This is a genomic window from Zavarzinia aquatilis (assembly GCF_003173035.1).
Taxonomy (GTDB): domain Bacteria; phylum Pseudomonadota; class Alphaproteobacteria; order Zavarziniales; family Zavarziniaceae; genus Zavarzinia; species Zavarzinia aquatilis.
Genome location: NZ_QGLE01000009.1, coordinates 97,575 through 116,330, shown reverse-complemented (window position 1 = coordinate 116,330; position 18,756 = coordinate 97,575). Strand labels below are relative to the sequence as shown.

At 67.7% G+C, this 18,756-nt stretch carries 11 protein-coding genes; 9 read left to right on the top strand and 2 right to left on the bottom strand.

Annotated elements, in window-relative coordinates; all coding sequences use genetic code 11:
* Nucleotides 1-57: 57 nt before the first annotated feature.
* The 7 genes from DKG74_RS15340 to DKG74_RS15310 all read left to right on the top strand — a co-directional run bounded on the left by DKG74_RS15340 (nt 58) and on the right by DKG74_RS15310 (nt 10,932).
* Nucleotides 58-2,646: a circularly permuted type 2 ATP-grasp protein gene (locus tag DKG74_RS15340; protein WP_165837715.1), complete on the top strand. Its 2,589-nt coding sequence runs from the start codon at nt 58-60 to the stop codon at nt 2,644-2,646.
* Nucleotides 2,643-3,539: a transglutaminase family protein gene (locus DKG74_RS15335; RefSeq protein ID WP_109907053.1), complete on the top strand. Its 897-nt coding sequence runs from the start codon at nt 2,643-2,645 to the stop codon at nt 3,537-3,539. The genes DKG74_RS15340 and DKG74_RS15335 overlap by 4 nt, the downstream gene beginning before the upstream one ends.
* 77 nt (nt 3,540-3,616) lie before the next feature.
* On the top strand, nt 3,617-5,056 hold the full coding sequence (locus DKG74_RS15330; RefSeq protein ID WP_109907052.1) for a circularly permuted type 2 ATP-grasp protein: 1,440 nt from the start codon (nt 3,617-3,619) through the stop codon (nt 5,054-5,056).
* Nucleotides 5,049-6,023, top strand: coding sequence for an alpha-E domain-containing protein (locus DKG74_RS15325; RefSeq protein ID WP_109907051.1), 975 nt, complete (start codon nt 5,049-5,051; stop codon nt 6,021-6,023). Before DKG74_RS15330 ends, DKG74_RS15325 begins: the two co-directional genes overlap by 8 nt.
* A 216-nt stretch (nt 6,024-6,239) precedes the next feature.
* Nucleotides 6,240-8,114: a calcium-binding protein gene (locus tag DKG74_RS15320; RefSeq protein ID WP_109907050.1), complete on the top strand. Its 1,875-nt coding sequence runs from the start codon at nt 6,240-6,242 to the stop codon at nt 8,112-8,114.
* Between the two features lie 71 nt (nt 8,115-8,185).
* Entirely contained in the window at nt 8,186-8,695 is a 510-nt protein-coding gene (locus DKG74_RS15315; RefSeq protein ID WP_109907049.1) for an invasion associated locus B family protein, read from the top strand.
* Between the two features lie 179 nt (nt 8,696-8,874).
* A complete protein-coding gene (locus DKG74_RS15310; protein WP_109907048.1) occupies nt 8,875-10,932 on the top strand; it encodes a calcium-binding protein in 2,058 nt (685 codons plus the stop codon).
* A gap of 15 nt (nt 10,933-10,947) precedes the next feature.
* Here the strand turns inward: DKG74_RS15310 and DKG74_RS15305 are convergent, their stop codons facing one another.
* Both DKG74_RS15305 and DKG74_RS15300 read right to left on the bottom strand, forming a co-directional pair.
* Entirely contained in the window at nt 10,948-15,084 is a 4,137-nt protein-coding gene (locus DKG74_RS15305) for a translocation/assembly module TamB domain-containing protein (protein ID WP_109907047.1), read from the bottom strand.
* A gap of 19 nt (nt 15,085-15,103) precedes the next feature.
* Complete coding sequence (locus DKG74_RS15300) at nt 15,104-16,906, bottom strand: autotransporter assembly complex protein TamA (protein ID WP_165837714.1); 1,803 nt, start codon at nt 16,904-16,906, stop codon at nt 15,104-15,106.
* 20 nt (nt 16,907-16,926) lie between these two features.
* Here DKG74_RS15300 and DKG74_RS15295 point away from each other — a divergent pair, with 20 nt between their 5' ends.
* Nucleotides 16,927-18,006, top strand: a complete 1,080-nt coding sequence (locus tag DKG74_RS15295) for a quinone-dependent dihydroorotate dehydrogenase (RefSeq protein WP_109907045.1) — start codon at nt 16,927-16,929, stop codon at nt 18,004-18,006.
* Nucleotides 18,007-18,229: 223 nt separating this feature from the next.
* Entirely contained in the window at nt 18,230-18,754 is a 525-nt protein-coding gene (locus tag DKG74_RS15290; RefSeq protein ID WP_133251607.1) for a hypothetical protein, read from the top strand.
* Nucleotides 18,755-18,756: the final 2 nt, after the last annotated feature.

Genomic DNA, 18,756 nt, shown 5'->3' with positions numbered 1-18,756 from the left:
GCAAAATGATCGTGAAAAGTCATGGCAGCCCCTGACCTGCCTGATACGATGCCCCGCGTGAGTCTGGCGATCGAACCGCAAGGCCCCGAGGATGGGGCGCAAATTCCGCTGCCCCTGCCTGCCGGTGAATCCGCGGCGGGCGGCACCGACCGTGCACGCGGGTATCAACCCCTGCCCGGCACGTTCGACGAATGCGTGGACGAGACCGGCACGATCCGCCCCCACTGGCGGGAGCTGGTCGAATCGCTGACCGGCCTCGGCAAGCAGGAATTCGGCGACCGCACGGCGCGGGCGCGCCAGCTGCTGCACGACAACGGCGTCACCTATAACGTCTATGGCGACCCGCGCAACGCCGCCCGGGCGATCGAACTCGACCTCGTGCCGCTGGTGATTTCCGAGGCGGAATGGGCGGGGATCGAGGCCGGCCTCATCCAGCGCGGGCGCCTGATGAATGCCCTGCTCACCGATCTCTATGGCGAGCGAAAGGTGCTGAAGGATGGCGTGCTGCATCCCGGCATCGTCGAATGCAATCCCGACTATCTGCGCCCCCTCGCCGGGTTCCGGCCGCCGGCGGATATCTGGCTGCATGTCTATGCCGTCGATCTGGTGCGCGATCCCGAAGGCCGCTGGCAGGTGGTGGGCGACCGCACCCGCACCCCGGCGGGTGCCGGCTATGCCCTCGAAAACCGCATCATCACCTCGCGTTCGCTGGCGGAAACCTACCGCGCGATGAAGGTGAAGCGTCTGGCCGCCTGGTTCGACCGGCTGCGCCAGACCCTGCGCAATCTCGCGCCCTGGACGCGTTACCCGCGCATCGTGCTGCTCACCCCCGGTCCCTACAACGAGACCTATTTCGAGCACGCCTATCTCGCGCGCTATCTCGGCTACACGCTGGTCGAGGGCAACGACCTGACGGTGCGCGGCAACCGGGTCTTCCTGAAGACCCTGGGCGGGCTGGAGCCGGTCGACGTCATCCTGCGCCGGGTCGACGACGATTTCTGCGATCCGCTGGAATTGCGCGGCGATTCCTCGCTGGGCGTCGCCGGTCTCGTGCAGGCGGTGCTGGCGGGCCATGTCATCGTCGCCAACGCGCTGGGCAGCGGCCTCGTCGAGACGCCGGCCCTGATGCCTTTCCTGCCCGCGCTGTCGCGCCACCTGCTGGACGAAGACCTGCAGCTGCCCAACCTCGACACGGTCTGGGCGGGCGAGCGGCAGGGCCGCGACCGGCTGCTGGCCCGGGGCGGCAACTATGCCCTGCGCCCCGCCTTCCCCAAGATCGGCGTGACGCCGCCGGCCGATACCGACGGCTGGGCCGGTCACCTCGACGACCATCCTTACGATGCCATCGGTCAGGCCCCGGTGCGCCTGTCGACCGCGCCCTGTTTCACGGCCGAGGGGGCAAGACCGCAGCCAGTCGCCATGCGCGCCTTCCTGACGGCGACGGAGCGGGGCTTTTCGGTCATGCCGGGCGCGCTCGTGCGCATCGCGCCGACGCCGGACCGGCCGATCCTGCGCCTGCAACAGGGCGGCCTGTCCAAGGACGCCTGGGTGCTGTCCTCCGCCCCGGTCGAGCAGTTCAGCCTGCTGCGCCCGCCCGATACCACGGTCGAGGTGCGGCGCCAGGGCAATAATCTGCCCAGCCGTGTCGCCGACGATCTCTACTGGGTCGGCCGCTATGCCGAGCGGGCCGAATTCGGCGTCCGCGCGCTCCGCGCGCTCGTGCAGCGCCTGACCGACGGCGGCGGGCAGGCGGCGCAGGAAGAAATCGGCCCCGGCGCCACCTTCCTCGCCAAATTCGGCGAGATCACGCCGAAACTGGCCGAGCTGGCGGTGACCGACCGGGCGCGTTTCGATGCCGGCCTGCTGCCGCATCTGACCGACGAAACCCGCTCCAGCGGCTTCGCCGCCATGGTCCGCCGGCTGAACATGAACACCGGCATGGTGCGCGACCGCCTGTCGGTCGACATGACCCGGGTGCTCTTGAACCTGCACGGCCAGATCACCGATATCGGCAGGGCAACACCGGGCGACTATGTCGGCCTGCTCGACTGTTTCGATTCGATCGTCGCCTCGATGGCCGCGCTGTCGGGCCTTGGCATGGAAAACATGACGCGGGGTCAGGCCTGGCGCTTCATGGACCTCGGCCGTCGGGTGGAGCGGGCGCTGTGCTCGGTCGAGCTGGCGCGGGAGCTGATTGTCGGCGGGCCTGGCGGCGCCGGCCGCGCGCTCGACCTCGCGCTCGAGATCGCCGACAGTTTCATGACCTATCGCGCCCGCTATTTCACCGCGGCGCAATTCGCCCCCGTGCTCGACCTCCTGCTGCTCGACGAGGCCAATCCGCGCTCGCTCGCGCGGCAGATGTGGGCGCTCGCCGACCATGTCGAGAATCTGCCGCGCGAACGGGGTGCCTTCGGCTCCGGCGCGGCGCGCCTGCTGGCGCAGACCGCCCTCGCGGAGCTGCGCGCCGCCGAGATCATGCGCCTCGCCGGGACCGGCGCGGGCGGACGCCACGTCGAGCTGGAAGCCCTGCTCGATGCCGTGAACGTGACCCTGCCCGAGTTGTCGGACATCATCTCGCAGACCTATTTCAGCCATGCGCTGGCGGTGCGCCCGGGCGGGCCGATCCGCACGGTGACCAAGCCATGATCCGCTACGAGGCGCGCCACAACACGGTCTACGACTACGGCGAGCCGGTCACCCTCGCCCATCACCTCGCCCATCTGAAGCCGCGCGACAGCAGCCGTCAGCGCGTGCTGCGCCACGAGCTGCGCGTCATTCCCGAACCCTCGACCTGGAACGAACGGCAGGACGCCTTCGAGAATCCGATCGTGCAATTCGCCGTCGAGGAACCGCACACCAAGCTGATCGTCGAATCCCTGATCGAGATCGAGATCGAAGGCGAGGCCGCGCCCGATCCCGCCTCCGCCCCGGCCTGGGATGCCCTGCGCGCCCGGCTCGACGCCGCCGCGCCGGACACGCTTTCCGCCTATGCCTTCCGGCAGGATTCGACCCTGATCGAGGTCGACCGCGAGTTCGCCGAATTCGCCGCCCCCGACTTCCCGCCCGGTCGTCCCGCGATCGAGGCGTTGCTGGCCTTCAATGCCCGCATCCACCGCGATTTCGCCTTCGATCCGCAGGCGACGACGGTGACCACGCCGCCGTCCGAGGTCCTGCGCGTGAAACGGGGCGTGTGTCAGGACTTCGCCCATCTGATGATCGCCTGCCTGCGCTCCATCGGCCTGCCCGCGCGATACGTCAGCGGTTACCTGCGCACCACGCCGCCGCCCGGCCGGCCCCGCCTCGTCGGCTCGGACCAGTCGCACGCCTGGGTTGCCGTCTGGATCGGCCCCGACCGCTGGCTGGAACTGGACCCGACCAACGACTGCATCCCCGGCCTCGACCACATCATCCTCGCCTGCGGCCGGGATTATGACGATGTCGCCCCCTTGCGCGGCATCATCATCGGGGGCGGCCCGCACCGGCTTCAGGTCGGGGTCGACGTGGTTCCGCTTAAAAACAGTGCACCTCCCAAGGTCTGATACGCTGCTGCCGATTTTTGATGCGGCGCATCGAATTAGTTTGCTAGGCTCGACTCACCGTTGAAGCGAGGACTTGGATGAGCGGCGTTCTGTCCCGATACGATCAAGGTCCATTCTATTGCGAGATCATGGGGCAGTCCGGCACGCCCCCGGTGGACCACACCACAGCCATCCGTGAGCGTCTGGCCCAGCTCGATCTCGATGCCCTGCAGCGACGGGCCGAAGACGCCGAGCGGGAGCTTTACAACCTCGGCATCACCTTCACCGTCTATTCCGACAAGGATGCCATCGACCGCATCCTGCCCTTCGACGTCATTCCGCGCATCCTGAGCCGCGACGACTGGGCCCATCTGGAAGCCGGCGTCATCCAGCGCGTCACCGCGATCAACCTGTTCCTGGCCGACGTCTACGGCCCGCAACATGCCCTGAAGGATGGCATCATCCCGGCCGAGCTGGTGCTGAACAACAGCAACTACCGGCCGGAGATGATCGGGGTGAAGATCCCCCACGGCGCCTATGCCAATATCTGCGGCATCGACGTGGTACGCGACGACAAGGGCAAGTTCATGGTCCTCGAGGACAATGCCCGTACCCCGTCGGGCGTGTCCTATGTGCTCGAGAACCGCAACATGATGTTGCGCGCCTTCCCGGATCTGACCACCGACATCTCGATCCTGCCCGTCGACAATTACGGCCCCAAGCTGCAGGAAGCGATGGTCGAGATCGCCCCGCCCGAGGCGGTCGACCCGCAGGTCGTGCTGCTCTCGCCCGGTGCCTATAATTCCGCCTATTTCGAGCATATCTTCCTTGCCCGCGAGATGGGCGTGCCCCTGGTCGAGGGCCGCGATCTCGTGGTCGAGAACGACCGGGTCTACATGAAGACCACCGGCGGCCTTGAGCGGGTGCACACGATCTACCGCCGCCTGAACGATGACTTCCTCGATCCCGAGGTGTTCCGCCCGGAATCGACGCTGGGTGTCGCCGGGCTGATGCGGGCGGTTCGGGCCGGCAATGTCGCCCTGGCGAATTCCGTCGGCACCGGCGTCGCCGACGACAAGGCGGTCTATGCCTATATGCCGCGGCTGATCAAATACTACCTGCAGCAGGAACCGATCCTCGACAATGTGCTGACCCACATCTGCCGGGAACCGGATGCCCTCGCCTATACGCTCGACAATCTCGACAAGCTTGTCGTGAAGCCGGTCGCCGAATCCGGCGGCTATGGCATCACCGTCGGGCCCAAGGCGTCGAAGGAAGAGCTGGAGGCCTGCCGCGCCAATCTGCTGGCGGACCCCGCCAATTACATCAGCCAGCCGACGATCCAGCTCTCGGTCTGTCCGACCCTGGTCGAAGGCGAGGTCGAGCCGCGCCACGTCGACCTGCGGCCCTTCGCCATCACCGGAAAATCCACCTGGGTTCTGCCCGGCGGTCTCACCCGGGTCGCGCTGCGTCGCGGCTCGCTTGTCGTCAACTCCAGCCAGGGAGGCGGGTCGAAAGACACGTGGGTGCTTGGCTAGACTTCTTGCCCGTTTCGCCGAAGACATGTTCTGGCTTGCCCGCTCCATGGAGCGGGCCGAGAACCTGGCGCGTATTCTCGACGTCAACGAGACTTTCAGCCGCGACGCCCGCGGATCGCAAAACTGGCTGTCGATCGTCAATCTTCATGCCGATGCCGAACCCTTCTTCAAGAAGTATCAGGCCGCGACCGCGAACAACGTCATTCACTATTACCTTCTCGATCCCGAGAACCACAGTTCGATCTCGTCCTGCATCAAGGCCGCGCGCGACAATGCCCGCACCCTGCGGCCATTGATCTCGACCGAACTCTGGACCCAGCTGAACATGTTCCACAGCTGGATCAGGACGCTGACGCCGGCCGATGTCGGCCGCGCCGACCTGTCGCGCGTCTGCTCGAAGATCAAGGAAGGCTGCCAGACTCACACCGGCATCCTCGAAGGCACGCTCTATCGCGACGAGGGCTGGTATTTCTACCAGCTCGGCAAGCTGATCGAACGCGCCGACCAGGGCACCCGCCTGCTCGACATCAAGTACCACCTGCTGCTGCCCGGCGCGACGGAGGTGGGCTCGCCCCTCGATGTCTCGCAGTGGAACGCCCTGCTGCGCTCGGCCGCCGGCTATCACGCCTATCGCCGGGTTCAGCCGCGCGGCATGAGCCCGGGCTCGGTCGCCGGCTTCCTGATCTTCAACAATGCCTTCCCACGCTCGACCGCGGTCTGCATCGCCTCGATCGACGAGATCGTGGTGCGCCTGCGCCAGCGTTACGGCCTGCGCGCCGGCAACCGCACGCTGGAAATCCTCGATGGTATCCGGGGCACCCTCGCCAACCGCTCGATCGAGATGGTGCTGGGCGGTGGCCTGCACGAATTCCTCGACTGGGTGCAGCTGCAGCTGATCGCCATCACCGACGACCTCGGCCGGTCCTTCTTCGGACATGCCGTGGCCGAACAGAGCCAGGTCGCCTGACCGGCCCCCGCTGCGCCGCCGCCCAGGCGGCGCAGCAAGCCCCCCCGACACAGCAGCGTTGCCCCTGTTCAGCGGGCAGTGTGACGGCCGTCATTTCATGAAGGGCACGAACGTGCCATCTTCCCCTTGCTGGTGCCATCCGGATCAGGGGATCGGATCGAAGGCGAATGGCCAGCTGTCCGGCCGCCGCGACGAACGACCGGCCGAGGAGGGGTTATGACCGTGTTTCGGGGCACCACGGGTGCCGATGTGCTTGTGGGCAACAACGGTGTCAACGACGCCTTTCGCTTCAAGATCGCTGAATTGCAGGCCGGGGATGTCGCCACGGGCGGCGACGGCGGCACGGACAGGCTGGATCTGCTGGACGGCGGCGCCGTGGACTTCAACGTCGTGGGCGCCGGCATCTCCGGGATCGAGGCGCTCACCCTCGCCAGCGCCGGCAACCAGATCACCCTGGTCGAAGACATCACCAACACGGGCGTGCTGACCGTCACCGGCCGCAATGGCCACGATGTCATCGACGCGTCGGGCTTCAGCGCGGCCACCCGCCTCGACGCCACGCTCGGCGCCGGCAACGATGTCGCCCGCGGCGGCGCCGGCGACGATATCTTCCGGATCGACCCGGCGCAGCTCACCGGCGCTGACGCGATCTATGGCGGCACCGGCACCGATACCCTGGCCTTCACCAGCGCGGCGCATTTCGGCGCGCCCGGCGGGCTTGATGCGCTGCAGGGTATCGAGCGCATACAGCTCTACAGCGCGGTCGGGGCCGCCAACGAATTGACCCTGACCGACGACGACATCATGACCTCCGACACCGGAATCATCACGGTCGTCGGCGGCGCGGGCAACGACACCGTGACCGCCCAGTCCGCCCTGCCCGTGATCTTCGAGGCCGGCAAGGGCACCGACAGTTTCTTCGGCAGCGAAGGCGACGATATCGTCCGCATCGTCGAGAGCATCGCCACCGATGGCTCGGAACAGTTCAGCGGCAACGGCGGCACGGACACCCTGGCGCTGGTCAAGGCCGGCCACTACCAGATCCTGCTGGACGACACCGCGCATGAGGCAGGCGAGGACCCGGCGATCGCCATCGAAGGCTTCGAGGTGATCCATCTCGCCACCGGGGGCATCACGCTGGAACTCGATTCCCTGTTCGGCGTCGATACCGTGAGCATCATTGGCTCCGACGGCAACGATACCATCGACCTGCGTGTGGAATCGCCGAACTGGGACGACAGCGCCTCCTTCGACATCGAGATCGGGGCCGGTGTCGATCGCGTCGACACGGGTTATTACGATGGCTTCCAGGGCTTAGGCGGTCCGGCCCCCCGGCCCGTGCCGGAAATCGTCGTCAAGGCGCAGGCCGCCTATCTGACCGACGCCGATCAGGTCGTCCACCACGGCTACCTCGATTTCCAGAACTACTGGAACGTGACCGCGGTACAGATCACAACGGGCGGCACCATCGGCGGCATCGCCGGCCTGAGCGATGTCGAGACCCTTTACTTCAGCGACCTCGGCAACACGCTGACGGTGAACGACGCCGATATCGACGGCGTGAAACACATCGTCGGCGGCGACGGCAAGGACCGGCTCGAGGGCGGATCCGTGACCGCCGCCCAGTCGATCGTGGCCGATCTTGGCGCGGGCGACGACGTTGCCCGGGGCGGCGCGGGCAGCGACACGTTGCGCGGCGGCGACGGCGTCGACACCCTGCGGGGCGGCGGCGGCGCCGATCTTGTCTTCGGCGACGCCGGCAACGACACGCTGGTCGGCGAAGCGGGCGACGACATCCTGACCGGCGGGCTCGGCAATGACCGCTTGCTCGGTGGGGCCGGGGCCGATGTCTTCGTCGCCACCGTAGGCGGCGGCAGGGACACCGCGGATTTCGAAGATGGCCTCGACCGTATCGACGTCCGCGATTTCGGTTACCACAACCTGGCCGAATTCCAGGCCGACGGCAGCTCCATCGTCGCCGTCAGCGGCGGCGCATCGACCGAAGTCCGCTTCGGTGGCGGGGAGGTCATGGTTCTGTCCAACACCGCATCCCCGCTCGTGACCGGCGCCGACTTCATCTTCGTCGCCTGAACCGCGCATCGCTTTCTCCGGCGGCCATTGCTACCATGGCTGCCGGGGAACAACGGGGGGGACAAGACGTCATGCGCTTCATTTCCATCATCGCCGCACTCGTCCTGGCGGCCTCGCCGGCTTTCGCGGGCAAGCGGATCGACGAATATGTCTCCGGTTACTGGACGACCTACGCCTATCAGAACGACAATGGCAGCTTCGGCCATTGCGGCATGGAAACCTCATTCGACGACGGCATGGTGCTGTCGATCCTGCTGGCCGACCAGGGCGTGATCGTCGCCTTCTGGCACCCGAAATGGCAGCTGAAGGTCGGCACCACCACGGCGATGCAGATGCAGATCGACCGCCGCTACGACAATTTCGCCGGTGTCACCATGGACGATCCGCAGGGCATGGTCTCCGCCCTGGGCTACGACGCCCAGTTCTGGACGGCCTTCAAGGCCGGCAGCACCATGTATCTCTCGATGGCCGACGGCCGCTCCTGGACCGTGAACCTGAAGGGCTCCAGCAAGGCGACCAAGGCGCTGACCGTCTGTTTCGACCTTTACGCGCCGAACGGCCGCAAGGGCATGTTCAAGTAGATTCCGTCGTCAGCAACCTTCTGCACTCGCACTGAAAATTTCTGGCGATGCCGCCAAGGCGGTTTCAATTCACTCTACGTCCGGCCAATGGCCGGGCATAGAGTACCCCCGTGGGGTTGACGCAAATCTGCTGAATTTTGCGCATTCCGGTGGCCGTGCCGCCGGATGAGGGGGGAACCATGGCCACTTTCCGCGGCACCACCGGCGTCGACTCCTTTCTGGGCAAGGCGGGAGTCGCCGATATCTTCCAGTTCAAGGTCGCCGAGCTGCAGGCGGGCGACAATGCCGCCGGTGGCAACGGTGCCGGCAGCGACCGTTTGAGCCTGCTCGACGGCGGCCTTGTCGACCTGACCGCCGTCGGCGCCGGATTGTCCGGCATCGAGACGATCGCTCTTTCAGCCTCCGGCAACCATCTGATCCTGATCGAGGACATGCTGGTGGGCGGCGTCGTCTCGATAACCAGCGGCGTCGGCGACGACACCGTCGACGCCTCGGCCTTTTCCAAGGCAGGCCGCATCAGCGTGACCTTCGGACAGGGCAACGACACGATGCTGGGCGGCGCGGGCAGCGACCTCTTCCGCGTCGACCCCGGCAACCTGACCGCGGCCGACACGATCAGCGGCGGCCTCGGCACCGACAATCTCAGCTTCACGAGCGCCGCCAATATCGCTGACAGTGGCGTTTTCGTCGGCGTCACAGGCATCGACAAGTTACAACTCGCGGCTGGCGCCGCTATAACGAATGTCGTTACCATTTCTCAGGCTCTGGTGGACAATTCCGATGCCGGTAGCCTGCTCATCCTCGGCGGGGCCGGGAACGACACGGTCCACGCCGAAGACGTGCTGGGCATCACCTTCGATCCGGGAACCGGCAGCGATACGCTGATCGCCGACTGGGCCGTTCTCAGACTGGCGGCCAACTCGCTTTCCAACGACGATCATTTCAAGGTCGGTGGCGGTTACATCGAACTGACGGCAGCCGACAACTACTCGATCCAGCTGGACAGTTCGGGCGACCCCGATGCGGACCAGATTTCGGGTTTCGGCGAAGTCCATATGCTGACAGGGGGAACCCGGCTGTCCCTGAGTTCCTTCCTCGGGTCGACCATGGCCATTGTCGGTAGCAAGGGCAACGACATCATCGACACCACGATCCAGTCGCTGGCCTTCGAGTTCACCTCCTCCTATTCCATCACGCTCGGCGCGGGCGACGACACGGTGGATACGGGCTATACACCGCAAGGCGCCGTCTTCGGCAATCCGCCGGGCACGCCGAGCTACGCGATCGTCATCACGGTCGGGGCATCCCAGCTGACCGATGCCGATCACATCACCCATCATTCGCTGGCCGGCATCGGCTGGGATTACGGCGTGGTCCAGATCAATACCGGCGGCAAGATCGGCGGCGTCGCCGGGTTGAGTGGCATCACCGACCTGCGCTTCAGCGGCATCGGCAACTCCCTGACGTTGACCGACACTTCCGCCGCCGGCTTCGACTGGGTCAAGGGCGGCAGCGGCGACGACAAGCTGGACGGGCGCGCCGTCACCGCGGCCCACGACCTTGCGGCCGATCTTGGCGGTGGCGACGACAGCGCCTGGGGCGGGGCCGGCAACGATGTCCTGATCGGCGGCAATGGCGACGATGCGCTGCGCGGCCTCGCCGGGGACGACAGCCTGACCGGCGGGAACGGTGCCGACCTGATGGTCGGCGGCATCGGAAACGACACCTATACGATCGACGCGGCGGACGATGTCATCGAGCGCGACGGGGAAGGCACGGATACGATCCTGGCCGTCTTCACCTATACACTCGCCATCCATTTCGAGAACCTGACCCTGACCGGCAATACAGCGATCAACGGCACCGGCAACGCCGCCGGCAACCTCATCGTGGGCAATGGCGCGGCAAACGTGCTCTACGGCCTCGACGGCAACGACACCCTGAAAGGCGGTGCCGGCGATGACCAGCTGTTCAGCGGCAACGGCTTCGACAAGTTCGCCTTCGCTCCCGGTGGCGGCCACGATACCGCCGACTATGACGACGCCTACGATTACATGGATGTCTCGGCCTACGGTTACCATAATTTCGCCGAGTTTCAGGCGGGCGGCGGCACGATCAGTGCCGTCAACGGCAATGCCGACACCAAGGTGCAGTTCAACACGGCCGGCGACTCTGCGATCCTGATCGGAACCACATCGGATCACATCAACACGAGCGATTTCATCTTCGCGGCCTGAGCGGGACGGTCGGCCTCAATAGTCGAATTTGTAATTGAGGCCGACCGCCGAATTATTGTCCTGGCCGACATTGCCCTCGACCGTCACGCGGGGGTAAACCTCGACCTCGATATTGACCGAGCCGGAGTTGGGCGCGAGGCCCTGCTCGAAGCCGAGATAGACACCTTCGGCGATGTAACGCCCGGCCGACAGGCTGCTGCCGGCGAGGGCCCCGCCCGACGTGGTGTCTGCATTGTCGTCCGAGCCGATCTCCAGCCGGTCGAGGCCGAGGCTGTCCCTGATCTTGCCGACGAAATCGCCGCCGCCCTGTCCCGACAGCTCGAGCGCGGTCTGGCCAAGACGCACCGCCTGACTGGCGGTCAGGTTGGAGACGGAACGGCCGAACAGCACCCGGCTCAGCACTTCGTCGTTGGGCAGCGCCGGTTCGGACGAGAGCTGGATCTTCAGCGCGGTGGCCGGCCCGGTCACCGAAACCTTGGCCGTCACATCATCGGCCGGCGCGGTCGCCACGATATTCAGCTGCGGCGCGGCGCCGAGGCCCGACGGGAAGGTGAGCGAGCCTTCAGAAATCGCGAAGGGCCGACCGGCGAGCGTGAAGGTACCGCGCACCACCTCGAAACCGCCCGACAGGTCGGGCGCGCTCAGCGCCCCCGTGACCTTCAATGTGCCACGCCATTCGGAATCGAGGCCGCGGCCGCGCACGAAGAATTGCCCCGGCGCGTTGATCGCGAGATCGAGGCTGCCGACCCGGGGCGGCGGCGCATCCTTGTCCGGCGGCGGGGCGAGCGGTGTCGGTGGGGCACCAGGCGCCGACGGATCGCGCACCTCGACCACGGCGACCGAAGGCGGCACCTTGGCCGAGATTTCGACATTGCCCTGGCGGATGGTCACCGTGCCCTTCACCTCGGGCGCGGTCGCGGTGCCGGCGAGCGCGATATCGACATCGCCCTGCGTCGTCGCGAGATCGAGGCGGGTGAAGCGCAGGGAGCGCGCCGTCACCTGACCGTCGATGGCGAAATCGCCATCCGCCAGCTGGCGGGCGCTGCCGCTGCCGGCGAGGGTGCCGCCCTCGCCATCCGAGCCCTTCAGCGATTCAATGGTCGCGCTCGTCCCCGTGAAGGCGACGGCAAGAGCAAGGTCGCGCAGCTCGAACCCTGACAGGCCATTGGTCACCCGGCCCTTTTCCAGGGTCAGGCGGCCGACGGGCTCCGGCGCGGCAGGCGTGCCCTTCACCGTGGCATCGACCGCGAGCCGGCCGGCGATGCGATTGTCGCCCAGCGGCAGCAGGGGCGCGAGCCGTCGCAGGTTCGCCTCGATCCGCACCGCGAGGTCGAGCGCCCCCTTCTGATCCGGCAGCGGAATGCCGCCGTCGATCCGCACCGGCACTGTGCCGCTGGCCTTGATCGTCGCCTCGCGGATGCCGGTCACGGCAAGATCGACATCGGCGCGCCGCCCCTGCCAGGCGATGCTGGCGTCGACATCGGGGCGTGGCATATCCGCCGCGGCGACATCGACAAGACCGGCCGGGGGCGTCAGCCCCTTCGCCGACAGGCTGAGACGTCCCCGGTTGCCGGAAATATCCAGCGCGGCATCGAGCGTGCCGCCGGGCAGGCTGCCCTCGGGCAGGAGGGCGGCGATATCGGCGAAATCGAAACCGGTCAGCTTCAGCTTGCCCGAAGGGGTGGCGCCAATGGCAACATCGCCCGACAAACGCGCCTTGCCAAAGGCGAGATCGAGCCCCTTGGCCGAGGTCTCGGCGCCGAGGGAGACCAGCAGGGGCTTCTGCAGGCGGAATTCGGTCTCGGCCAGCGAGCCGGCCAGGCGGCGGGCCGTGATGCGCGGCGTATCGCCATTCTCGAAGCGGCCTTCGAGGTCGAGCGAGAGAGGCGCCGGCACCCCGCCCCGCGCCGTCGCGGTAAAGGCGACATCGGCGAAGGAGGCAAGCTCGGCCTTGGCGCTGAAGCGTTCGATGGTGGCGGTGCCGCTGGCAAGGCCCGTGGCCTCGACCGTGGCGCGGCCCTTGCCGGCGCCGAGGACATCGTCGAGCGCGGCCTTGAGGTCGAGACGGGCGAGCGCCGCGCCCGCGGCCTTCACGTCGCGCAATTCCGCCGTCACCTCCGCGCCCTGCCCGGCGCCGCGCGGTGCCAGTGCCAGGTCGATCCGCGCGCTGCCGGCCAGCGGCATCCCGGCCAGCGCCGAGAGGCTGGCGAGTTTCGGCACGACGGCCTTCACATGCCCACTGGCGAGGCCATTGTCGCTGGCATAGGCGACGTCACCGGCCAGATCGACGCCCAGCACCTGCCCGGTCAGGGCGGAGACCCTGGCGGTCACGCCGTCGAAGGACAGATCGGCGCCGATCCGCGCCGGATAGCTGCCGCCGGTCTCGACCTCCAGCCGGCCGGCGGAGGTGCCGGCGGCATCGGGCACTGCCTTGAGGGCAAGGTGGGGATCGCCGAAGGCGACACCCCCGGCCGACACCTCCGTGCCCTTCAGGGCGATGTCGAGCAGCGGCTTCATCACCGGCCCTTCGGCCGTGCCGGCGAGATCGACACTGCCCGCAAGCCCCGGAACGCCCAGCCGGCCGAGGTCTTCGGCCTTGCCCGTGATCGCGGCCGACAGGGTCTCCGCCGCCGGATCGAAACTGCCCTTCGCTTGCAGGCTGGCCGCCGCCGCCTCGGCCGTGAAACGCTCCAGCGTGATGGGTCCACCGCCCGTGTAGCGCCCGGCCAGCGAGATCTTGGGCGCCGGGCCGAGCAGACGGGGCAACTCGGCCTCGCCCGCGATGGCCTCGCCCGCGACGTCGGCGGTAAAGCCCATGTCGAGCGGGTCGAGCCGCCCTTCCGCCGTGACCGACAGCGTACCGGCGCCGGCAAGGCCTGCTTCGGGCAGTTGCGCGAGGTCCGCCAGGCGAGCGGATGCCGCCGCCTTCAGGGCGGCGAAACCGTCGCTTAAACTCGCCTTGCCGTCCACTTCGGCGCCCGGCGCGACGACATGCAGGCGGCTGACATCGGCGCTGCCGACCGAGAGATCGGCGACGCCTTCAAGCTCGACCACGGCTGGTCGAAGCGCGGGCGGGACCGAGGCGAGTTCGGGCAGCGGAACATCCGGGGCGACGTCGATCCGCGCAGACAGCGTGGCATCGCTGCCACCGGCCAGCCGGCCCTTGGCCTCCAGTCCGAGCCCCCGCAGCGCGAGCGCGAGACGCGAGACGTCCACCGTCTCCCCCGAAACCGCCAGGGCGAGGTCGATGCCGATGCCGCCTTCGGTCAGGCCGGCATAAGCGGCGGGCACCAGCGGCCCGGGCAGGGCCTTGCCCTTGAGGTCGGCGACGATGGCCGCGCCATCGCGGGCGAGATGCAGGCGCCCGTCCAGCCGGGCGCCAAGGGCGGCCAGCCGCAGATCGGCCTCGAAACCGGTCAGCGGCCCCTGCCCGGTCAGGGCGAATTTCAGCGGCTCGTCCCCCGGCAGACCGGCGATCCGCGCGATGGGGCCATGGGCCGGTTCATCCAGCCGGACGTCGAGAGCGAGGTGATCGCCCTGCGGCTCGTGGCGGAGATCAAGGGTGAGGCGCGTCGAGTCCGCGCCTTCGACCGGCAGCAACGACAGGCTGGCCCCGGCGACGCCGTCGCCATCGACCCCCAGCCGCCCGGCGAGGGCGAAGCGCGCCTCCGCCCCGGCGAGGGCGGCACCGAGCACGATCTCCGGCACCGACAGGCGGTCGAGGGCAAGGCCGGCCGGCAGGCGCGGCAGCGAGAAGTCGGTCGTCGGCTCGGCGGGCGCGGGCGGCTCGGCCCCGGCGGCGGGCAGGCGCTCGAGCACGAGGCGGCTCGCGGAAACGGTCTCGACATGGATGCGGCCGCCGATCAGGGCGAAGGGGTCGATGGCAACACGGGCATCCTCGACCGTGAGCCACGTCCCCGCGGGATCGGAGAGTTCGATCCGCGCCAGCCGCGGCCCGAAGGGCAGCCCGCCCGACAGGCCCTCCAGCCGGATCGTCATATCCGGGGTCGAGACCTGTTCGGAGATGAAGGCGGCCAGCCGGCTCTGCACCGCCGGCACCTGCAGCGCGGCAACGCCAAGGCCGATCAGCGCCAGCGGCGTGCCAAGGCCGATGCCGGTCCATTTCAGGGTCCGGGACAGTGAAGGTTTCATGGTGTTCCTCCCTCCCGGCTCAGAAGGCCTGCCCGATGGAAATATAGATCTGGATGATATCGTCGCTGTTGCGCTTGCCCATGATCGGCGTCGCGACGTCGAGGCGCAGCGGCCCGATGGGCGAGCGGTAGCGCAGGCCAAGCCCGGCGCCCATGAAGAGATCGGCGCCGAAATCGGGAATACTGTCCTCGAACACGCTGCCGAAATCGACAAAGGGCACGATGCCGATGGTCTCGGTCACCCGCCAGCGCATCTCGACCGCGCCGGTCAGCAGGGATTTGCCACCGAGGGGACTGCTGTGATCGTCGAGCGGGCCGGCCGCCTGATAGGCGAAGCCGCGCACGGAATCGCCGCCGCCGGCATAAAACCGCTTGTTCGCCGGCAGGGAATAGGTCGAGCCGCCGATGGTCGCGCCGATGCCGCCGCGCAAGGCAAGGACGTAATCCTCGGCATCATCGAGCGGCAGATAGGTCGCGGCGCTGGCCTGGCCGATCAGGAAGGTGCCGGCCGTTCCGGCCAGATCGTAATAGGGCGTCAGCGAGAAGGTCAGGCGATGCCCTCGCGTCGGGTCGAGCACATCGTTCGACGTGTCCCGCCGCGCGACCACGGGAAAGCCGACCAGAGTGTAATCCTCGGTGGTGAGGCCGTCGTCGATATGGCTCTGCTCGAACAGGGCACCGCCGGAGAAGAACCATTGCGGCGAATAGCGCCATTCGAGACCGCCGCCGACCGAGAAGGCGTCGAGATCATAGGCGTCCAGTTCCTCGCGGTCGGCCTTGGCCTCGAACACGAGATCGACATCGCGCCATTCAAAGTCCGGCTTCTTCGCCTTGGCGTCGAGACTGTAACCAGACTGGGCGACATCGGCGGTAATGCGCAGGGTCTCGCGCCCGCCCAGCAGATTGCGATGTTCCCAGAACGCCCGCGCGCCCGGGCCATCGCTGGTCGAATAGCGCAGACCGCCGCCGATGGTGCGCGGCTTCGATTCGGTCACGCGGATCAGCATGGGCGCCGCCCCGTCCGGGCCCGGCTGGCCCGTGGTGATGCCGACCGTGCCGAACAGGCCGGTGGCGACGAAGGCACGGCGCGTTTCCTCGATCTGGTCGATATTCACCTCATCGCCTTCGCGCCAGCGCAGCAGGGCGCGCGCGGCCTTGTCCTTCAGCCGTTCCAATCCCTCGAAGCTCGTGGCGCCGAAACTGGCGCGGGGACCATAGTCGATGCTCCAGGCGATATTCACCTGCCGCCCAGCGCGGTCGAGCACGGCATCCCGGTGCACGACCTTGGCAAAGGGCCGACCCCGGCGCCCGAGATTGGCGATGATCGCCGCCTCGGCATCGAGCACGGCCTGCGCCTCATAGGGCTGCCCCGCCTTGAGGGCGAGGCTGCCCGGCGGGGGGGCCAGCGCGGCGCCCAGCGGCACGCCGCCCGGATCGACGATGGAGAGGGCACCAACGGCATAACGCTGCCCCGGCGTTACGCGGATGGCGACGGGAACCGGCTTCTGCTCCTCGTTGACGCTGGTGTCGAGGGTGGCATCGAACCAGCCATAGGCGTTGAGCACGAGGCGGATGCGGTCGAGATCGCCCCGAATGCGGTTGCGCAGCGCGGTCAGGCTGGGCGGCGGCTTGTCCTTCAGGGTGGTGAGTTCGCTCGTCTCCTCGACGAGGCCACGGGTGGTATCGTCGGGCAGGCCGCTCAGCTCGACGCGATAGTCGGTCGCGGCACGCGCGACACCGGCGCCGAGCGCCAGCATCACCGCCAGCCCCAGCCCCAGCGCAAGACGCGCCCGCGCAGACCCCGCTTCAAAGCCGCGCCGCATTCCGTTAGCGTCCATCCACCATGACCCGTACCTCCACCACGACGCCCGTCGGCTGGTATCGCCTAGTATGGCCGATCATTCGCCGATTCGACCCTGAAACCGCCCATGGCATCGCCCTGCGCTTGCTGGCCTGCGGAATCATGCCGCCCGTTGGTGGCGAGAATCCGGCAAGCCTCGCCATCCGGGCGATGGGTCTTGCCTTCGCCAATCCGGTCGGCCTCGCCGCCGGCTTCGACAAGAACGCGGTGGCGGCGCGGCACCTGCCCCGGCTCGGCTTCGGTTTCGGCGAGGTCGGCGGCGTCACGCCCCGACCGCAGGTCGGCAATCCCCGGCCCCGCCTGTTCCGGCTGGACGGCGATTTCGGCGCGATCAACCGCATGGGCTTCAACAACGAGGGGGAAGCGGCGGTTGCCCTGCGCGTGCGCACCGCCCGGCAGCCGGGCTTTCCGCTCGGCGTCAACCTCGCCAGCAACAGCGATTCTGAAGCCCCGGCGGAGGATTTCGTCCGTCTGGTGCAAGGTTTCGCCCCCATTGCCGATTATCTGACCGTCGACGTCTCCTGTCCCAACACCAAGAACGGACGCATGTTCCAGGATCCGGTGCGGTTGGACGACCTGCTGCAGCGCCTGCTGGCCGCGCGCGGCGGTCACAGGACACCGATGCTGGTCAAGCTCGCCTCCGACCTGTCGGAAGCGGAAGCCCTCGCCATCGCCGAGGTCACGATGCGCCACGGCCTCGCTGGCCTCGTCGTCGCCAATACGAGCGCGCTGCGCCCCGAATCGCTGACCTCACCCCATAAGGGCGAGCGCGGCGGCCTGTCCGGCCGGCCGATCTACGGCGCCTCCACCGCCCTGCTCGCCGCCATTCGCCGCGCCGTCGGCAAGGATGCGACGCTGGTCGGCGTCGGCGGTATTTTCTCGGGCGAGGATGCCTACGGCAAGATCAGGGCCGGCGCCAACCTGCTGCAGCTCTATACCGCCATGGTGTTCCGCGGCCCCGCCGTCGTCGGCGCCATCAAGCGCGAACTGACCGCCCTGCTCGCCCGCGACGGCTTTGCCAGCGTCGCCGATGCCGTCGGGGACGGCAGCGCATTGACCTGAACCCATCCGTCGGACACCCTCAACGCGAGATTGTGGTTGGGGGTGTTCCATGCGGTTCGGATCGTTGGCGCCATGCGTTGCCCTCCTCATGGGCCTCGTGGCCTGTCAGACGGCACCGGTCCCGCCGGATGTCGCCGTTGCGCCCTCGGCGGAAGTTGCACCGCCGACGGAACGGGCCAAGCGGCCGGCGCCCGCCCCCGCAGACGCCGCGCTGCTGCAATCCATGATCGACGCGGCCGAAGATGGCGACAGGGCCTTCCTGGTCGAGGCTGGCCGCTACGTCAGGCATATCCAGAGCGGGATGCTGTGTACCCTCGACAGGGCTTCACTTTTCACCCTCACCCGTCTCCTCGTGTTCCCGACGGAATCTGTCGGCGATGACGTCGGCTGCGACCACACGCTGCCCGACGGCAAGCTGACGGTCTTCGCAACCCGAAAGCACGGTCTGTCGCTCGATGACTATGTCGCCGGCACGGTGAACTCCATGCTCCGCATGTTCCCGCAGGCCAAGCCTCGCGATACCATCGCCCTTCGGCACAAGGACCTTAACCCGCCACGGGCCGCAAGCTTCGACGTCACATTGGACGGAAGGCCCTATGTGACGACCGCGTGGATCGCCGAAGAAGGGGATTGGTTCGTCACCGTCCGCTCCACCTATCCCGCCGAAGCGGGAAATCTGATGGAAATGCAGTCCGCAGCGGCGATCATGCCCGCCAGCCTGTCCATTCGGGCGGCGGAAGGGCGCTGATC

Coding starts and splice junctions, on each gene's coding strand:
- DKG74_RS15335 (WP_109907053.1), top strand. CDS start 2,643: ATGATCCGCTACGAGGCGCGCCACAACACGGTCTACGACTACGGCGAG.
- DKG74_RS15330 (WP_109907052.1), top strand. CDS start 3,617: ATGAGCGGCGTTCTGTCCCGATACGATCAAGGTCCATTCTATTGCGAG.
- DKG74_RS15320 (WP_109907050.1), top strand. CDS start 6,240: ATGACCGTGTTTCGGGGCACCACGGGTGCCGATGTGCTTGTGGGCAAC.
- DKG74_RS15315 (WP_109907049.1), top strand. CDS start 8,186: ATGCGCTTCATTTCCATCATCGCCGCACTCGTCCTGGCGGCCTCGCCG.
- DKG74_RS15310 (WP_109907048.1), top strand. CDS start 8,875: ATGGCCACTTTCCGCGGCACCACCGGCGTCGACTCCTTTCTGGGCAAG.
- DKG74_RS15305 (WP_109907047.1), bottom strand. CDS start 15,084: ATGAAACCTTCACTGTCCCGGACCCTGAAATGGACCGGCATCGGCCTT.
- DKG74_RS15300 (WP_165837714.1), bottom strand. CDS start 16,906: ATGCGGCGCGGCTTTGAAGCGGGGTCTGCGCGGGCGCGTCTTGCGCTG.
- DKG74_RS15295 (WP_109907045.1), top strand. CDS start 16,927: ATGACCCGTACCTCCACCACGACGCCCGTCGGCTGGTATCGCCTAGTA.
- DKG74_RS15290 (WP_133251607.1), top strand. CDS start 18,230: ATGATCGACGCGGCCGAAGATGGCGACAGGGCCTTCCTGGTCGAGGCT.